Source organism: Aliarcobacter vitoriensis (assembly GCF_048320235.1).
Lineage (GTDB): Bacteria > Campylobacterota > Campylobacteria > Campylobacterales > Arcobacteraceae > Aliarcobacter > Aliarcobacter vitoriensis.
The window spans coordinates 1,197,452-1,214,442 of the sequence record NZ_CP182882.1 but is presented as its reverse complement, the minus strand read 5'-3'; the positions used below and the strand labels follow the sequence as shown (position 1 = coordinate 1,214,442).

Genomic DNA, 16,991 nt, shown 5'->3' with positions numbered 1-16,991 from the left:
TTTGATATTTATTACAATAATATGTGGAATTTATAGGGATTTATTTTATGAAATTAGAAATTACTTAGTTCTTGTACATCTTTTGTAGATATTGATTTTAGCTTTGTTTCTATAATATTTAAAAACTCTTTTTTATGGTTATCATCCATATTTTCTTCAAGAATTTCTAAAATATATTTTATACCATTGGAATTTATCTTTTTTATACTTGCAAGATAATGGACAAATGCAATCATTTGTATATCATCTATTGAATAAAGTTTTTTAATTGATTTATCTTGGTTTTGTGGTAATAGCAATTTTTCTTCATATATTTTTAGAGTTCTTGTTTTTGTATCTAAAAGTTCAGAAATACTACTAAGTGGTAAAACATTTTTTTGATTATTTAAAAGTGCCATATTTTTACTTTAAAAAAAGTGTGGAATTACCCACACTTATAATACTCTTGAAATAACTCTTCAACTTTTTCTAATACAAGATCTTCATGCCAATTATGTCTTTGGGCGAATGATTTAATCTCATAATCCTTTTCTTCTTTTGTACAAAAAAAGTACAATTTTTTTATAAAAGGTTTTGGTACCGATATCGCAATTTTTTGAAAGTAACTTTCTTTGCAAGTCGGAGAGCAGAAAACCTTTGAAATTGGTATTTTCTTAGAGCAGTATTGACAAGTATTTGTCATTTTAACTCCTTTAAAGCAAGTTTTAAATTGGTGCATTATAACAAGTGATTATTAAATGCAACTTATTTGCATAAGGAATTTTAATAATTTACTAAACTTTTCGTGAATTCTTTTCTTCTATTCCAGAAATATTAAATCTTCTAGCTAACTCTTGTTTTACTCTATCAGGGCTTATATTTTTACTAGCAAGTGCTACTAAAATATGATATGTAACATCGGCAGCTTCGTATATTGCTTCGTTTTCATTGTTATCTTTAATAGCAAAACAAAACTCTCCTGCTTCTTCAACAATTTTTTTAAGCATAGAATTTTGTTCACCATTTAAAAGTTTAGCTGTGTATGATTTTTCAATATCATCATTTTTTCTACTTTGAATTGTGTGATATAAAGTATCAACAACTCCATAGGCAGATGAAGTATCTATTTTTATATCTTCAATTATCGTGTTATTTTCAAGTTTTGTAAAGAAACAAGATTTTCTTCCAGTATGACAAGCAACACCTTCTTGAATGACTTTTAGTAAAATTGTATCATTATCGCAATCTAAAAAAATATCAATAACTTTTTGAGTATGGTTTGAACTTTCACCTTTTTTCCAAATTCTATTTTTACTTCTACTAAAATAGTGTGCATACCTTGTTTTAAGAGTCAATTCTAAAGCTTCTTTGTTCATATATCCAAGCATTAAAACATTATTAGATGTACTATCTTGAGTAATAACAGGAACTAAATTATTCATTTTTTTCCAATCTACAATTTCAAGTTCTTTCATTAGTTTATTCCTTTAAATTTTGTACCTACATCAATTTTTAGTTTATCAATAGTCATAAGTTCTTTGTTTATATCTAAATCAATACCAAAATCATATTTACTCTCTTCTTTTTCTAACTTAGGATCTTTATATATGAAAATTTCTTTATATTTGTGATTGAGATGATATTTTATAGGAGGTTTTATTTTTAAGACAGATTCTATATTTTTTGCAAACAAAGAGCTAAAAAGTAAAATAATTATAAAAAATATTGAATAAAATCTCATATTATACTCTCCATATAGATGAGAGCTTAAGCTCTTATCTATTTTTGATTTATTATTGTATCTCTAGGTTTATCTTTTGTATCAACCCAAATATTTGGAGTTGCACCACCTGGAGTTAAGAATATCTTCGCATCTTTATTTTCTCTTAAAGCTTCATTGAATTTACCTTGAACTTCAATTTGTTGCATTTGAAGTAAGTTTTGTGTTAAAGAATCTGCAATCACTTTATTAGCAACAGATTGTGCTTTTGCTTCTATTGTAACTGCATCTGCTCTACCTTGAGCTTCAATTCTTCTAGCTTCAGCTTCTCCACTTGCAAGAGCAGCTCTTTTTTCAGCTTCTTGTTTTGCTCTTAAAACTTCATATCTTACTCTTTCAGCCTCTTGATTTGCTACTTGAACTCTTTCAATTTGTTCCTTGATTTTTTCAGGTAAAACAATTTCTCTTAATTGCACAGATTCGATACTAACAGAACCATCAGCTAGTTCATTTACTTGTTCTTTTATTAAAGTATCAAGTTGCGAAGCTACTTCATTTCTTTGCATTGGTAAAGATTCAGCGTTATATCCTCCAACAACATTTCTTACAACATTTCTTACAACTGGATTTACAATTTTATCTTCCCAAGAAAGTCCCCAAGTTGCAATCGTTGCAGGTGCACCAGAAGCTGTAAGTCTATATTGAACTGTTAATTCAATAGAAACAGGTAAACCTCTACTATCTAAAACACTAATTGCTCCATTTATTTTGATACTTGGGTCAAATCCACTTATTTCTTCAACACTTCTATAGTTTAAAAGTCTTACTTTTGTATCAACTACAATAACTTTTTGTATTACTGGAATATAGAAGTGAAACCCTGGGTTTAATGGAGTTTCATCATATTTTCCTGTTGTTGCCTTGATACCAACTTGTCCAGATTCAATAATAACAAAAGGCTTAAATAAAAATAAAGCTCCAATGATAATAATTACAGCATAAAGCATTCCAGCTTTTTTCCCAAAATTTTTAAAGAACTCTGGAGTTTCAAAAGGTGGTTGGAAATTTCCACCTCCACCATTTCCTCCGTTATTTGGTTTATTACCTTGTTGCCTGTTTTTAAAATAGTCGTTATCTATTGGCATATTTTTCCTTCAAATTAAATTTTTTGTCGTATATAATAATTTATATTAGTTAATATATGTTAAATACTTTGTATATTTTGGATTTTTACCAGTTACTACATCAAAATATGCAGATTGGATTTTTTCTGTTATTTCACCTCTTGAACCACAACCAATAACTCTTGCATCAACTTCTCTAATTGGAGTTATTTCAGCAGCAGTTCCTGTGAAAAATGCTTCATCAGCTACATAAATTTCTTCTCTTGTTATTCTTCTTCTAACAACTTCAATTCCTAAATCATTTGCTAACTCAATAGCTGTTGCTTGCGTAATTGACTCTAAAGAGTTATCATTTGGTGGAGTTATAAGTTTTCCATCTTTTACTATAAAGAAACAAGCTCCAGATGCTTCAGCAATATATCCTTGATCATCTCTTAGTAAAGCTTCATCATATCCAGCTTCAACTGCTTCATATTTTGCCATTTGAGAGTTTAAATAGTTTGCAACAGCTTTTGCTTTTCCCATACCAGAAGTATTTGGAGTTCTTGTAAATGAAGAAATTTTAACTCTTACACCTTTTTTTAGACCTTCTTCTCCTAAATAAGCTCCCCATTCCCAAGCAGAAATAGATACTTGTACTGGAGCATCTTTATGATAAAGTCCCATTACCCCGTAACCTAAATAAACTAAAGGTCTTAAATAAGCACCATTTGTAAGGTCGTTTTTTTGTAATAATTCAACTTGAGCTTTATTTAACTCTTCAAGTGAAAATGGTACATTCATTAAAGTCATTTTTGATGAATTTAGAAGTCTTTGAGTATGTTCTTTTAATTTAAATATTGCACATCTTCCATCAACTGTTTTATAAGCTTTTGTTCCTTCAATAGCACCATTTCCATAGTGTAAAGTGTGAGAAAGAACATGAACTTTTGCATCATTCCAAGGAGTAAATTCTCCATCCATCCAAATATATTTTGCTTCAGTCATTGTATTTAGTATCCTAAAATTGAATTTTTTAATCAATAATATTATCCAAAAGATAATTAAAATAAGTTCTAAGAATAAAAAATGTAATATAGAAGAAGTTAAAAAAATGGATAAATATATGTTTAAAAATCTCTTTATTATATTAATGATTGCCCTTTTTAGTGGATGTTCTTTAAACCAAAAACATCTAAAAGAACCAGAAAAGATACAAATGAATGAAAATCTTTTAAGCCATATAAAATATATTTTATATCTCATAGGAAAAAATGATTTACAAACCTTAAATAAGAGTTATATAAATAGTGAATTTGGATTTTATGAAGTTAATATTGAAGATGGAAAGATTTTAATTACAAATAAACAAAAATTAGAAGAAATTGATAATTATGTAGGTTCTTTTGAAATAAAAAATGAAGATGTAAATTTTTATTGTAGTCCATATAATGATGCTTTATATGGTTGGAATCAAGATGGAGTTTTTATATCTTTAAATACTGAAAAATATTTGGAAGATTATTTAAATGAACAAAATATTCAAAGAAAAGATTTTATAAAAGAAGTTTTAGAAAATAGTATAGAGGTTATCATTACATACAACACAATATTTTATTTGACGAAAATTGATGATAAATATTATATTACTTTGATTGATGGGGTAAAAACTGATTGTTCTAATTTAGAACTTGAATAGTTTTTAGTAAAGTTAAAATATAATATATACTTATTTAAAAATAAAGATATGATAATAGAAGAAAAAAGATGAAACAAATAATAGAAAATTTGATAAAACAAAGAGTTTTAATTATAGATGGGGCTATGGGAACACAGCTTCAATTAGCAGATATAAAAGATCAAGAGTGGATTTTTGAAAATGAAAACTTAGAAGGTTGTAATGAACTTCTAAATTTAACTGCTCCTCATATACTTGAAAAAATACATGATGAGTATGCACAAGCTGGTGCGGATTTGATAAGTACAAATACTTTTGGTTCTATGCCTTGGGTTTTAGATGAGTATGGAATAGGACATTTAAGTTATGAGTTATCAAAATTAGGTGCTCAACTTGTAAAAAAATCTTGCGATAAATATGCTACAAAAGATAAACCAAAATTTGTTTTAGCATCTATTGGACCTGGTACAAAATTGCCAAGTTTAGGGCATATAAAATATGATGATATGTATGAAGGCTATAAAATTATGGCACAAGGTTTGGCTGATGGAGGAACAGATATATTTTTACTTGAAACTTGTCAAGATCCTCTTCAAATAAAAGCTGCACTTCATGCACTAAATGATGTTGCTCCACATATCCCAATTATGGTATCAGTAACAATTGAATTAAGTGGAACTATGTTAATTGGAACAGATGCTATGACAATAGCAGCTATCTTATCACCATTTAATATTTTATCACTTGGATTTAACTGTGGAACAGGACCAGTGCAAGTTCAAAAACATGTAAAAACTCTAAGTGAAGTTTGTAAATTCCCAATTTCAGTTCATGCAAATGCAGGTTTACCACAAAATAGAGGTGGGAAAACTTATTATCCTATGCAACCAGCTGAATTTACTGAACTTCAAAAGGAGTTTTTGAACATAAATGGAGTTTCATTTTTAGGTGGTTGTTGTGGAACAACACCACAACATATTGAGGCTTTAGCAAATGCAGTAAAAGATATTGTTCCATTAAAACCTTGTGGGTTTTTAAAGGCTTCTTTGGCATCACTATTTAATGTAGTTCCATTAAAACAAGAACCAGCTCCACTTTTAATAGGTGAACGAAGCAATGCAACTGGTAGTAAAGCTTTTAGAGAACTTTTAAAAGCCAATGATTATGAGGGAACTTTGAGTGTAGGGCAACAGCAAGTTCGTGCAGGGGCTCATGTAATAGATGTAAGTGTAGGATTTGCAGGGAGAGATGAAACACATGATATGGATAAAGTTGTGGCTTTATATTCTCAAAAAATATCACTTCCTCTTATGCCAGATTCTACACAAATAAAAGCTTTAGAAGTTGCTTTAAAACAAATTGGTGGAAGATGTATCATAAATTCTGTAAATTTAGAAGATGGAGAAGAGAAGTTTGATGCAGTTTGTAGCTTAGCTAAAAAATTTGGTGCAGCTCTTGTTTGTTTGGTTATTGATGAAGTTGGAATGGCAAAAGATAAGAAACGAAAACTTGAAGTTGCAGAGAGAATTTATGATTTATGTGTAAATAGACATGGCTTTGATGGAAGTGATTTGGTATTTGATATGCTTACATTTACTATTGGAAGTGGTGATGATGAGTATAGAACAGCTGGAATTGAAACTATGGAAGCAATTCGAGAGTTTCAAATTCGTCATCCAGAAGTTGGAACAACTTTAGGTTTATCAAATATCTCTTTTGGGCTTAGTGTAAATGCAAGAGTTTACTTAAACTCTATATATCTTGATCATTGTGTAAAAGCAGGGCTTACGAGTGCTATTGTAAATGTGAAGCATATAATTCCATTAAATAAAATAAGCCAAGAAGATAAAAAAGCTTGTGATGATTTGATTTTCAACAATCAAGAAAATGGTGACCCACTATTTAAATTTATTGAACATTTTTCAAATGCAGTTGGACAAGAAGAACAAAGTGATGAAGAGTATCAAAAACTTGAACCAATACAAAAAGTTCAAAAACTTTTACTTGATGGTGATAAAGAACGAATGTTACCACTTGTGATGGAGTTAAAAGATACAGTTGCTCCAGAACTTATTGTAAATGAGTGGCTAATTGATGGAATGAAAATCATAGGAGAACTTTTTGGAAGCGGTCAAATGCAACTTCCTTTTGTACTTCAAAGTGCTGAAACTATGAAAGCAACTGTTGATACACTAAATCCATATTTACCAAAACAAGAAAAAGCTAGTGAAACTACACTTATTATTGGAACAGTAAAAGGTGATGTTCACGATGTTGGTAAAAATCTAGTTGATATTATATTAAGTAATAATGGTTTTAAAGTTGTAAATATAGGAATAAAAGCTGATTTATCACAGTTTGTTGAAAAATTAAAAGAACACAATGCTCATGCTCTGGGAATGAGTGGATTGCTTGTAAAAAGTACAGCTGTTATGAAAGAAAATCTTGAAGAGTTACAAAAAATGGGTATAAAAATCCCTATTCTTTTAGGTGGGGCAGCTTTAACAAAAAACTTTGTTGATGATTATTGTAGACCATTTTATGATGGACCAATTTTTTATTGTAGAGATGCTTTTGATGGAGTTATTTCTATGCAAAGAATTGAAAAAGGAGATATAAATAACACTGCACTTGCAGCTGATTTAATCGAGCGAATTGATACAAGTGATAGAGTTGAAAAAGAGGTTATCGAAATACCACCTTATGAAGAGATTTCTATGCCAAAAAGAGAGTTTATTTGTCCACCATATTGGGAAAGAGTTGCAAAAACTGGTGATGAATTGGATAAAGATTTGATTTTCAAATGGATAAATCATAGAGTTTTATTTAGACAAAGATGGGGATATAAAAGAGGAAAACAAACTCCAGAAGCTTTTCAAAAGTATGAAAAAGATGTAGTTGAACCTTTATATGAAGATTTAAAAGCTGAATTGATAGCTAAAAATATTTTTGACCCAATTTCAATTATAGAGTATTTTCCTTGCATATCTCATGATAATAAACTTTATATTTTTGATAAAAAATATATTTTTAATAATCTTGAAGAAGCAAAAAAAGTACCAGCTTTGAGTGAAGCTATAAAAGTTTTAGAGTTTCCAAGACAAAGAAGAAAACCATTTAGATGTATAGCTGATTTTTTTGCAAATGATAGATTGGATGTTGTAGGATTTACACTTGCAAGTGCTGGGTTAAAAATAAGTGATTATGAAAGAGAGTTTTACGACAAAGGTGAATTTACAAAATATTATCAGATTCACGGACTTGGTGTTGAACTTGCAGAAGCTTTAGCTGAGGTTTTACATAAGCAAATAAGACTTGATTGGAATATTGTGCCAAATGAAGGACATAAATTAAGTGATGTTCAGATGAAACAATATGTTGGTTGTAGATATTCTCCAGGTTATGCTGCTTGTCCAGAATTAAGTCAAAATAGAGATATTTTTGATTTGATAAATCCAGAACAATATGGAATAGAACTTAGTGAAACTTTCCAAATGCATCCTGAACAAACAACTTGTGCTATTGTTGTACATAATAAAGAAGCAAATTATTATAATGTTTAAGATAGAATTATTATCAAAAAATTGGGGAGAAAAATGTTACAAGAAAAAAATATGATAAGCAAAGTATTAAATTTTGTTTATAACACTTCAAAGCAACCAATACTTTTAAAAGATTTATTAGTTGCTTCAAGACAGTTTAACAATGGAATGGAAGTTGATGCTGGAAGATTGGGCTTTAGATTGAAATTAGCAAGAGCATATTTTGTATATATAGTTTTAATTTTAGCAATACTTATACCAATATCTTTATTGACACATAAAACTTTAGCAATTATTGATCCACATATTTCAATAGTTGGAGGAATGGTAGTAACAGCATTGATTTTTATAGGATTTAACTTCTTTAGAGATAAGATAAAAGAGATGATGACACAAGAGGTTATAAAAAAGGCTTGGAGAGTTCATTTCCCATTTTTTGCTTATGAAGAGTATAGTAAAAAAGTAAATCAGATTTTTGAAGAAGCTATGAGAGAAGAGATTCCAAAAAGGGATTTACAAAAGTATATTTTAGATAAAGTTTCTACTTTATAGTAGAAGTTTATCTATTTTTTAAAACTGTATCTAAAGCTAATTTTGTATTTTCCCATCTATTTTGAGAGTTTAACATAACCAATAAAATATCTTTTTTCCCATCTTTTGCACGAGCTATTAAACAAGGTCCAGCCTTACTTGTATATCCAGTTTTTACACCAACCATATATTTCTCTTTTGGAAGAAGTTTATTGCTAGTGTGCATTTTGTAAGTTCGTTTTGTATTTATAGCTTGAAAAGTGTAATTCTCTTTTTTTACAATAGTATTGAAAGTTTTATTTTTTATTGCATATTCTGTAAGTTTTAATAAATCACTAGCTGTACTTTTATGTGTTGGAGCATCAAATCCACAAGGGTTTTGGAAGTTTGTGTTGAGCATTCCTAATTTTTTTGCTTTGGCATTCATCATATTTACAAATTTTTGTTTATTTCCATTTCCTAAATATATGGCTATTGCATTTGCTGCATCATTTGCTGATTTTATCATAGCTGCATTTACTAAATCTCTTAAATAAAATTTTTCTCCAACTTTAAAATTCATAATAGTTGGTTCAACATTTTTCATCTCTTTTGTAATAGTTACAACTTTATCCATCTTTCCACTTTCTATTGCAATAATAGAAGTCATAATTTTTGTAAGACTTGCAGGGCTTAATTTTTGATTTGCATCTTTTTGAAAAATTAGCTGTTTTTTATTTAAATCTTTTACAATTATTGAATCTAAATCTTTTTGGATTTGTTGAAAAACTTGTTTATCACTATAAGAAAAGGCTAAAATAGGGGCAAAGAGTAAGATAAGAATGATTTTTGATAGTCGCATTTTGTTCCTTGTGCGAAAAATTTGCAAAATTATAATCAAAACATATTAAATATCATATAAAGATTTTGCATTTGGGTTACGAATTTTTTTTAATTCCATATCAATATATTTTGCAGATATATTTTGTTTTGTTTTTAGTGCTAATGTTATTTTTAGTTTTGGTTTTGCTTCATATATAAAAAATCCAGCTTCATACATCGATAATCTTATGGAAGTTGCTATTGCATAGCTTGTTAAAATGGCACTTTTTTTACATATTTTATAAATATCATCAAAATACTCTTTTGTCCAAAGTTCTTTATTTACATCACTTGAAAAAGCATCTTGATAAACTATGTCAAAGAAATCTTTTGGTAATTGTCGTATATATTTTCTTGCATCTAAAATAGCAACTTCTATTTTGATATTTTGATCTTCATATTTTTGATTTTTAGATATTTCATTGATTATATTTTTGAATTTTTCAAACTCTTTTGGATAAGTAAAATTTTTTAAAGATTTTATCAAATCAAAATCCAATTCAACAGAATAAATATTGAGTTTTATATCTAAATTATTTTTATAAACATAATAAATAGTAACCAGTGTATTGTAACCAATACCATAGCAAATATCTAAAATATTTAGCTCTTTTTTGTCTTTATGATATGTAAAAGCTGGAATTATATGTTTATTTAGTGCTTCATTTATAGCACCATCTTGAGTATTGTGAAAGTGTTGATTGTATTTTAAAGAAAAAAGTGTATTTGAACCGTCATCTGTGGTTACTAAAATATCTTCTTTCATCTATAAACCATATCCCCAATGGTGCATCTTTTTTGCAGTAAAAATCAAAACATCATCAAAAAGTTCTATTGTATTTGGTGCTTGAAATCCAAGATTTTCTAACATATCTAAAATTTCATATCTATTGTCATTTGATATTTTTTCTAAGATTATGATATTTCCAGAGTTTTCTAAGGCTTTGTAGTGAGATTTTAAAATCTTTTCTTTATTTGTGCAGTAAGATAAAATATTACTCAAAACTATATATTCAAAAACTCTTGCATTTGATAGTTTTGCACTATTTTCATCAATAAAAGATATATATTTTACTTTTCCTTGATTTTTGTTTTTTATCTCTTCTAAAGTGCTGTTTACTAAGCCAAGATTATTGTCAATATGCAAAATAGAGATATTTATATAGTTACTAAATAAACCTTTGAAAAGTTCTAGCTTTTTTTCCAAGTTTAGTTTCCTAAACCGATAAGTTTTTCTTCACTTAAAAATAGTTTGTCATTTGACATCACACCAATTTGTGAAGATAAAATATCACGAGCTATATCTTTTGCTTCATCAAGTGAGTGCATAGCACATGTTCCACACTGAAAAATATTTAGTTCTGGAATATCGCTTTGTTTTTCTACTTTTAAAACATCTTCCATAGCTTTTTTCCAAGCAGTGGCTACTTCTTGCTCATTTGGAGTTCCAATCAAACTCATATAAAATCCAGTTCTACAACCCATAGGAGAAACATCAATGATTTCAACTGTTGGTGAATTTAAGTGGTTTCTTATAAATCCAGCAAAAAGATGCTCTAAAGTATGAGTTCCTTTTTCGCTCATCATTTTTTTATTTGGTACACAAAATCTTAAATCAAAAACTGTGATATCATCACCTTTTGGAGTTTGCATAACTTTTGCAACCCGTACAGCAGGTGCTGGCATAATAGTATGATCAACTCTAAAACTATCTAATAATGGCATAAAAAATCCTTTGAAATATGTTTAAATATAAAAAAGATTATATCCAAAGAAAAGTAAGAGACAATATATTTGCTTATGTATTTAATAATGAAAAGACATAGAGTGAAGAGTTAGATTTTATTTAGGTTTAAAAAAGATTATTTTTACAAAAATTAGATACTATAAAGCATTTTATTTTTGATGAAAGAACATATGAAAAATTTTAAATATTTTGCTTTAGAAATAGTAGAAAATAACTATAAACTTATATTATTAGATATTTGGGATAAACAAACTATCCCTTTTATCATAGAGAAAATTAAAGAGTTAAATATTTCAAAAATTAGAAAATTAACGATAGATTTTCAAAACTTAAAAGAGTTAGATAGCCTTGCTATCATCTATTTATTATCATTTTTAAAGAATTTTAAAGAAGAAAATATCACTTTGGTAAATCTTGATAAATACAAAAACTCTTATGAATTTTATAAAAAACATTATCAAGATGAAGCTTTTAAAGGCAAAAAAAAAATAAATCAATTTTTTGAAAGCATTGGTAAAAAAACTTATGAGATATATAGTTCAACAAAATTATTTATAAATTTTGTTGGAGAAGTTTTCTATTTTTTTATATACTCACTTTTAAATCCCAAAAAAATAAGATTTCAAGCTACACTAAAATATATCGAAACTTCAGCAGTAAATGCACTTTTGATAGTTGCTGTTACTTCTTTTTTAGTTGGAGTTGTTATTGCTTATCAAGGTGCGGTTCAACTTGAAAAATTTGGAGCAAATATCTTTGTTGTTGAGATGATAAGTATAACTATGTTTAGAGAAATAGCTCCTCTTGTAACTGCTATTGTAATTGCTGGAAGAAGTGCAAGTTCTTACACAGCAGAAATAGGTGCTATGAAGATAACAGAAGAGATAGATGCTATGCGAACTATGAATTTTGATCCAATACTTTTTTTAACACTACCTAGAATTTTTGCTTTGAGTATATCTTTACCTTTATTGGTTTTTTTTGCAGATATTATTGGGGTAATGGGTGGAATGGTGATAGCATATACAAGTTTAGATGTTACATTTGTAGAGTTTGTAAATAGACTGCACAATGAAGTTCCAGTAAAACACTTATTGTTAGGAGTATTTAAAGCCATATTTTTTGGATTTTTTATAGCAATTATTGGTTGTTTTAGAGGTTTTCAAGTAGAAAACAACACTACAAGTATAGGAAAATATACAACAATTAGTGTTGTAAATGCTATATTTGTAGTTATTTTACTAGATGCAGTTTTCTCTGTAATATTCACTCAAATGGGAATATAAGATGGATATTATAAAAGTTTCAAATCTTCATACAGCTTTTGGAAAAAATATAGTTCATTCTGATATATCTTTTAGTGTAAAAGAGGGTGAAATATTTGGAGTTTTAGGTGGAAGTGGTAGTGGAAAAAGTGTATTGGTAAAACAGATAGTTATGTTAAATAAAATTCAAAAGGGAACTATAAAAATCTTTGATAAAGATATTTCAAAACTATCTATGCAAGATATAGAAAAAGTAAAACTGGATTTTTCATATCTTTTTCAATTTGGTGCATTGTATTCATTTTTAAATGTGATTGAAAATATAAGTGTGATGTTAAAAGAGTACACAAATTTGCCATCATCTTTGATAGAAAAAATAGCTTATACAAATTTGGATATTGTAGGACTTCCCAAACATACAGCAAAACTATATCCTAGTGAACTTAGTGGTGGTATGAAAAAAAGAGTTGCTCTTGCACGAAGTCTTGCTATGCAACCAAAGCTTTTATTTTTAGATGAACCTACAAGTGGGCTAGACCCAGCAAGTACACAACAAGTAAATGAACTCTTACTTTATTTAAAGAAAAATCTAAATATCACAATAGTTATAATAACTCACGATTTAGAAACAATCAAAACGGTTTTAGATAGATTTATAATCATAAAAAAAGAGAAAATTTTTGATGGAAATATAAATGAAGCTTTAAACTCAAAAGATGAGTTTATACAAGATTTTTTAACACATAAAAAGGCAGACTGATGAATACAAAAATCAATTTTTTTAGGATAGGTTTATTTGTAAGTGTAATATCTTTTTTACTTGTGATTGCTATATTTTGGCTTGGCAAATATGGTTTAGAAGATAAAAAATATGATGATTATTTTATACATTTTGAAGAGTCTATTTCAGGATTAAATATCGGTTCATCTATAAAATATAAAGGTTTTGATGTTGGAGTTGTAAAAAATATAAAAATAAATCCATATAATTCTGAACAAATAGAAATAGAACTTCAAATCCAAAAAGGAACTCCTATAAAAGAGGATAATTATGGGATTTTAGGAAATTTGGGTATTACAGGGCTTAAATATGTAGAGTTAAAAGGTGGTAGCAATCAAGCAAAACTTTTAAAAGAAAATGAATATGGAATGAAAGTAATTCATTCAAAGAAATCAGCTTTAAGTAATCTTGTAGATTCAACTGAAGATATTACAAAAGAGTTTATGATAGTTCTAAGTCAAATTAAAAAAGTTTTAAATGATGAGAATTTGGAAAATATATCTTCTCTTATTTCAAAAAGTAATAGTAGTATGCAAAATATTGAAAAGCTAACTTCTTATTTAGTAACAAATGAGAATAAAATTGATGAATTATTAAATAAAATCAAAGATTTTACAGTTATAGGAAGCTCATCTTTTGTTAGTGTAAAATCTTCTGCTGATAACTTTAAAGCACTTACAACAAAGATGAAAGAGGATTTTGACAATGGAACTTTTGATATAAAAGGGCTAACTCAAGATAGTATTGATAATATAAATGTAGTTTTAAAAAGTTTAGAAAAGAATCTAAATCAAACTCAAGATTTAATAAAAAATTTAAATGAAAGCCCAAGTGATTTATTGTTTAAACAAAAAAATATAAAATATGGTCCAGGAGAGCAAAATGAGAAGTAAGATTTTAGCACTGTTATTGATTTTGGTATTTGCAGGGTGTAGTTTTAAACAACAAAGAGTAGATATAAATCACTACTCAATTGATTTTAAATCAAGTGCAAAAGTGGATAAAGCAAAATTTAACTCAATTTTTATAGAAGATGTAAATGTAAATAGAAGTTTTAATCTAACATCAATTTTTTACAATACAAAACCATATTTGTTTGAAGAGTATGTAAAAAATAGATGGGTAAATCTTCCAAGTAATATGATATATAATCAACTCACAGACTCTTTTATATCAAGTAATATTTTTGAAAATATAGTTTTAAGAGATAAAAAAATAGAGTATAAATATGCTTTAAAAACTGAAGTTATAAAAATATATCAAACATTTAAAGCTGATAAATCTTATGCTATTTTGAAAATAAAATTTGATTTGATAACAGATAATAAAATTCTGAAATCATACAATTTTGATAAAGAGATATTATGCGAAACAAATGATGCTTATGGTTTTGTAAAAGCTGTAAATAGTGGCTTTGATGAGGTTGTAAATAGTTTGTTGGATAGCTTACTATTAATTTAATATAAGTATTAGAATAATTAATACATAATTAATTGTTTTATCATATAATTCTTATTTAAATTATAAAGGAATTGATGTGAAACAAATTTTTAATAATGAAATATTAGATAGTCTGAAAAAAGATAGTTTTATTGATAAAAAGTTATTTTTAAGAGAATTGATTTTAAATGCTAATAAATCAGTAATAAAACTAGAAGAACTAAAAAAAGAAAAAAGATTTATCAATGAGTTAAAAGAATATAAAGGTCGTATTGAAGTATATTTTGAGCCATCTGATCAATCAATATATAGGATTTAGTAAAGATCAACTTATTGAACTTACTAAAATATCTGATATTTTAGCAGTTTTTTTAGTATCAAAAAATATTTCAATAATATCTAAAAAAATTGGTGAAGATACTGCATATAAATGTAAAATACAAAATGGTGAAATATCTGTAAACTCTTGCGTAAATGAGGAATATTCAGGAACTGTTATTTATATAAAGCTTGAACAAGAATTTGCAGAAAGTTTTACAAATATAGATAAACTAAAATCTTATATAAATGAGTTTATAAATCAGATAAATATTGATTTGTTTTTAAGTTATTATGAAGATTTTGAAGAAAAAATAGAAAAATTAAATTAAACTATAATTACTTCAACCTTTTAGCAATAATTGGTGCAATATTCATCACAATAAAAAGTCTTACAATATGGTGCAAAGTTATATAAGGTAAATTTGCACCAACCAAAATAGCTATCAAGTTTATCTCTGTTTGACCACCAGGACCAAAGGCAAGTAATATATCCAACGCCTTAAAATCTAAACTATAAAATATAATTGCTATAAAAATAGCACACAAAAGAATCAAAATAGCAAAATGTCCCAAAGTAGCCACCAAAGTTTTAAGGATTGTTTTTAGGCTAACATTTCTAAAAGTAAATCCTATGATTGAACCAAAAACAATTTGTATAAATTTCAGTAATTCATCTGGAATATGAGTATTTACAAAACCAGTAGAGTACAAAACTATACTTACTATCATAGGACCTATTAAATAAGCAGCGGTTAGTTTTAACTTTTTTGCCAACAAAGCACCAAATATACAAAAAATATAGATATATGAAAAATCAAACATATTTATATCTTTTATAGGCGTTGTTAAAAGTTGGTTACCACGAATGTCTATTTGGAAAATATATTGAATTATAAAAGGTAAAGATACTACAACAAAAAAAAGCCTTGAACTTTGCATCAAAGTTATTTTTGAAGTATCAGCTTTTAACTCTTGTCCGATTATCACCATTTCTATTACACCACCAGGCATTGAGCCTAAATATGAGGTTTTTAAATCATATTTTAAAACTTTGTAGTAGTAAAATGTTCCAAAAAATATAACTAAAATTGTAAAAGGAATTACCAATAAAAGGCTTATTGCATAGTGTGGAATAAACTCTAAAATTTGCGGTGTAAAAGTACTTCCAATAGTAAGCCCTATCAAAATTCTAGCTGGTGCTGAAAATAGTTTTGGGCTTTGTATTGGAATTTTATCAAATCTTATGAGTAAACTTGTAGCAAAAATACTTCCTAAAAGCCAAGGCAAAGGAAGATGCAAAAATATAAATAAAATTGAACCACAAAAAGCAACTAGCAAAGCTAGTAGCATTTGAAAAATAGAGTTTATATTCATATATTTGCTAGATATTTTACAGCTTCAAAAGAGTCTTTTTTTACAATATCCGTATATTTTAGAAGTTCTTCTTCATTTGAGTAACCACATAATACTCCAATAGATTTTATGGAAGCATTTGAAGCAGAGATTAAATCAAGTTTTGTATCTCCTATCATAAAAGCTTGATGTTTTGTATCGTCATAATTCAAACCTTGTAAAGCTTTTAAAATAGGTTCTTCGTGTGGTTTTGGATTTTGCACATCTTCTCTTCCAATGATTACTTCAAAGTGTTTCAAAATATCAAAGTTCTCTAAAATAGGAGTTGAGTAAATCCTAGTTTTTGTTGTAACTACTCCAAGTCTTGCAAAACTTGAAGCTAGATTTACAGCTTCAAAAGCCTTTTCAAGTAGGAGTGTTTGTGCAACTGAAATATCTTTGTATCTATTTTTATAGCTATCTACAAAATCCCAAACCTTGACTTTTTCAACTCCTAGATTTTCAAACATAATATCAAGTGGATACCCTATCAAATCTTTTATATTTTCATCAGTTCCAGTAAAATCAAAGTTTTGTTCTTTAAAAGCAAATCTAAATGTAGATATTATCGCATCTGTTGAGTCTATCAAAGTTCCATCTAAATCAAAAAGTATTATTTTGTTTTTCAAAT

The 16,991-nt window shown here is 27.5% G+C and carries 21 protein-coding genes; 9 read left to right on the top strand and 12 right to left on the bottom strand.

Translation table 11 applies throughout. From position 1 onward, the window contains the following. Positions 1-53: 53 nt before the first annotated feature. The 6 genes from ACNSOS_RS06140 to ACNSOS_RS06115 all read right to left on the bottom strand — a co-directional run bounded on the left by ACNSOS_RS06140 (position 54) and on the right by ACNSOS_RS06115 (position 3,810). Positions 54-398, bottom strand: coding sequence for a MerR family transcriptional regulator (locus tag ACNSOS_RS06140; RefSeq protein WP_418184588.1), 345 nt, complete (start codon positions 396-398; stop codon positions 54-56). A 26-nt stretch (positions 399-424) separates the two neighbouring features. After that, positions 425-682 carry a DUF2116 family Zn-ribbon domain-containing protein gene (locus ACNSOS_RS06135; RefSeq protein WP_113894815.1) on the bottom strand — a complete coding sequence of 86 codons (258 nt, stop codon included), beginning with the start codon at positions 680-682 and terminating at the stop codon, positions 425-427. Between the two features lie 91 nt (positions 683-773). Next, positions 774-1,454 carry a bifunctional phosphoribosyl-AMP cyclohydrolase/phosphoribosyl-ATP diphosphatase HisIE gene (gene hisIE / locus ACNSOS_RS06130; RefSeq protein ID WP_418184587.1) on the bottom strand — a complete coding sequence of 227 codons (681 nt, stop codon included), beginning with the start codon at positions 1,452-1,454 and terminating at the stop codon, positions 774-776. Then, on the bottom strand, positions 1,454-1,720 hold the full coding sequence (locus tag ACNSOS_RS06125; RefSeq protein WP_113894813.1) for a hypothetical protein: 267 nt from the start codon (positions 1,718-1,720) through the stop codon (positions 1,454-1,456). Before ACNSOS_RS06125 ends, hisIE begins: the two co-directional genes overlap by 1 nt. A gap of 38 nt (positions 1,721-1,758) precedes the next feature. Further along, entirely contained in the window at positions 1,759-2,844 is a 1,086-nt protein-coding gene (locus tag ACNSOS_RS06120) for a prohibitin family protein (RefSeq protein WP_113894812.1), read from the bottom strand. Positions 2,845-2,889: 45 nt separating this feature from the next. Next, positions 2,890-3,810 (bottom strand): branched-chain amino acid transaminase, encoded by a 921-nt coding sequence (locus tag ACNSOS_RS06115; RefSeq protein ID WP_418184586.1) that lies wholly within the window; start codon positions 3,808-3,810, stop codon positions 2,890-2,892. A 118-nt stretch (positions 3,811-3,928) separates the two neighbouring features. Here ACNSOS_RS06115 and ACNSOS_RS06110 point away from each other — a divergent pair, with 118 nt between their 5' ends. From ACNSOS_RS06110 to ACNSOS_RS06100, 3 genes are all read left to right on the top strand, one after another. Further along, the gene (locus ACNSOS_RS06110) at positions 3,929-4,501 is read left to right on the top strand and encodes a hypothetical protein (protein WP_418184585.1); all 573 of its coding nucleotides are present in this window, start codon (positions 3,929-3,931) and stop codon (positions 4,499-4,501) included. Positions 4,502-4,569: 68 nt separating this feature from the next. Beyond that, a complete protein-coding gene (gene metH / locus ACNSOS_RS06105) occupies positions 4,570-8,043 on the top strand; it encodes a methionine synthase (RefSeq protein WP_418184584.1) in 3,474 nt (1,157 codons plus the stop codon). 33 nt (positions 8,044-8,076) lie between these two features. Next, the gene (locus tag ACNSOS_RS06100) at positions 8,077-8,574 is read left to right on the top strand and encodes a hypothetical protein (protein ID WP_113894808.1); all 498 of its coding nucleotides are present in this window, start codon (positions 8,077-8,079) and stop codon (positions 8,572-8,574) included. A gap of 7 nt (positions 8,575-8,581) precedes the next feature. Here ACNSOS_RS06100 and ACNSOS_RS06095 read toward each other — a convergent pair whose 3' ends face one another. From ACNSOS_RS06095 to luxS, 4 genes are read right to left on the bottom strand one after another with little or no spacing between them, the layout of a single operon-like run. Beyond that, positions 8,582-9,394, bottom strand: coding sequence for a D-alanyl-D-alanine carboxypeptidase family protein (locus tag ACNSOS_RS06095; RefSeq protein ID WP_418184583.1), 813 nt, complete (start codon positions 9,392-9,394; stop codon positions 8,582-8,584). 45 nt (positions 9,395-9,439) lie between these two features. Then, entirely contained in the window at positions 9,440-10,180 is a 741-nt protein-coding gene (locus tag ACNSOS_RS06090) for a tRNA (5-methylaminomethyl-2-thiouridine)(34)-methyltransferase MnmD (protein WP_418184582.1), read from the bottom strand. Beyond that, on the bottom strand, positions 10,181-10,621 hold the full coding sequence (locus ACNSOS_RS06085) for a hypothetical protein (RefSeq protein WP_418184581.1): 441 nt from the start codon (positions 10,619-10,621) through the stop codon (positions 10,181-10,183). Positions 10,622-10,623: 2 nt separating this feature from the next. Then, entirely contained in the window at positions 10,624-11,139 is a 516-nt protein-coding gene (luxS, locus tag ACNSOS_RS06080; RefSeq protein ID WP_418184580.1) for an S-ribosylhomocysteine lyase, read from the bottom strand. 180 nt (positions 11,140-11,319) lie between these two features. Here luxS and ACNSOS_RS06075 point away from each other — a divergent pair, with 180 nt between their 5' ends. The 6 genes from ACNSOS_RS06075 (at position 11,320) to ACNSOS_RS06050 (ending at position 15,297) form a co-directional block, all read left to right on the top strand. Further along, complete coding sequence (locus ACNSOS_RS06075) at positions 11,320-12,447, top strand: MlaE family ABC transporter permease (protein ID WP_418184579.1); 1,128 nt, start codon at positions 11,320-11,322, stop codon at positions 12,445-12,447. Position 12,448: 1 nt separating this feature from the next. Continuing rightward, complete coding sequence (locus ACNSOS_RS06070; RefSeq protein WP_418184578.1) at positions 12,449-13,186, top strand: ABC transporter ATP-binding protein; 738 nt, start codon at positions 12,449-12,451, stop codon at positions 13,184-13,186. Next, complete coding sequence (locus ACNSOS_RS06065) at positions 13,186-14,100, top strand: MlaD family protein (RefSeq protein ID WP_418184577.1); 915 nt, start codon at positions 13,186-13,188, stop codon at positions 14,098-14,100. Before ACNSOS_RS06070 ends, ACNSOS_RS06065 begins: the two co-directional genes overlap by 1 nt. After that, positions 14,090-14,668, top strand: a complete 579-nt coding sequence (locus ACNSOS_RS06060; RefSeq protein ID WP_418184576.1) for an ABC-type transport auxiliary lipoprotein family protein — start codon at positions 14,090-14,092, stop codon at positions 14,666-14,668. Before ACNSOS_RS06065 ends, ACNSOS_RS06060 begins: the two co-directional genes overlap by 11 nt. Before the next feature lie 76 nt (positions 14,669-14,744). Continuing rightward, on the top strand, positions 14,745-14,966 hold the full coding sequence (locus ACNSOS_RS06055) for a hypothetical protein (RefSeq protein WP_418184575.1): 222 nt from the start codon (positions 14,745-14,747) through the stop codon (positions 14,964-14,966). Beyond that, a complete protein-coding gene (locus ACNSOS_RS06050; RefSeq protein ID WP_418184574.1) occupies positions 14,932-15,297 on the top strand; it encodes a hypothetical protein in 366 nt (121 codons plus the stop codon). The genes ACNSOS_RS06055 and ACNSOS_RS06050 overlap by 35 nt, the downstream gene beginning before the upstream one ends. A gap of 7 nt (positions 15,298-15,304) precedes the next feature. Here ACNSOS_RS06050 and ACNSOS_RS06045 read toward each other — a convergent pair whose 3' ends face one another. Then, positions 15,305-16,342 carry an AbrB family transcriptional regulator gene (locus ACNSOS_RS06045; protein WP_418184573.1) on the bottom strand — a complete coding sequence of 346 codons (1,038 nt, stop codon included), beginning with the start codon at positions 16,340-16,342 and terminating at the stop codon, positions 15,305-15,307. Continuing rightward, positions 16,339-16,989 (bottom strand): HAD family hydrolase, encoded by a 651-nt coding sequence (locus ACNSOS_RS06040; RefSeq protein WP_418184572.1) that lies wholly within the window; start codon positions 16,987-16,989, stop codon positions 16,339-16,341. The genes ACNSOS_RS06045 and ACNSOS_RS06040 overlap by 4 nt, the downstream gene beginning before the upstream one ends. Between the last annotated feature and the right edge of the window lie 2 nt (positions 16,990-16,991).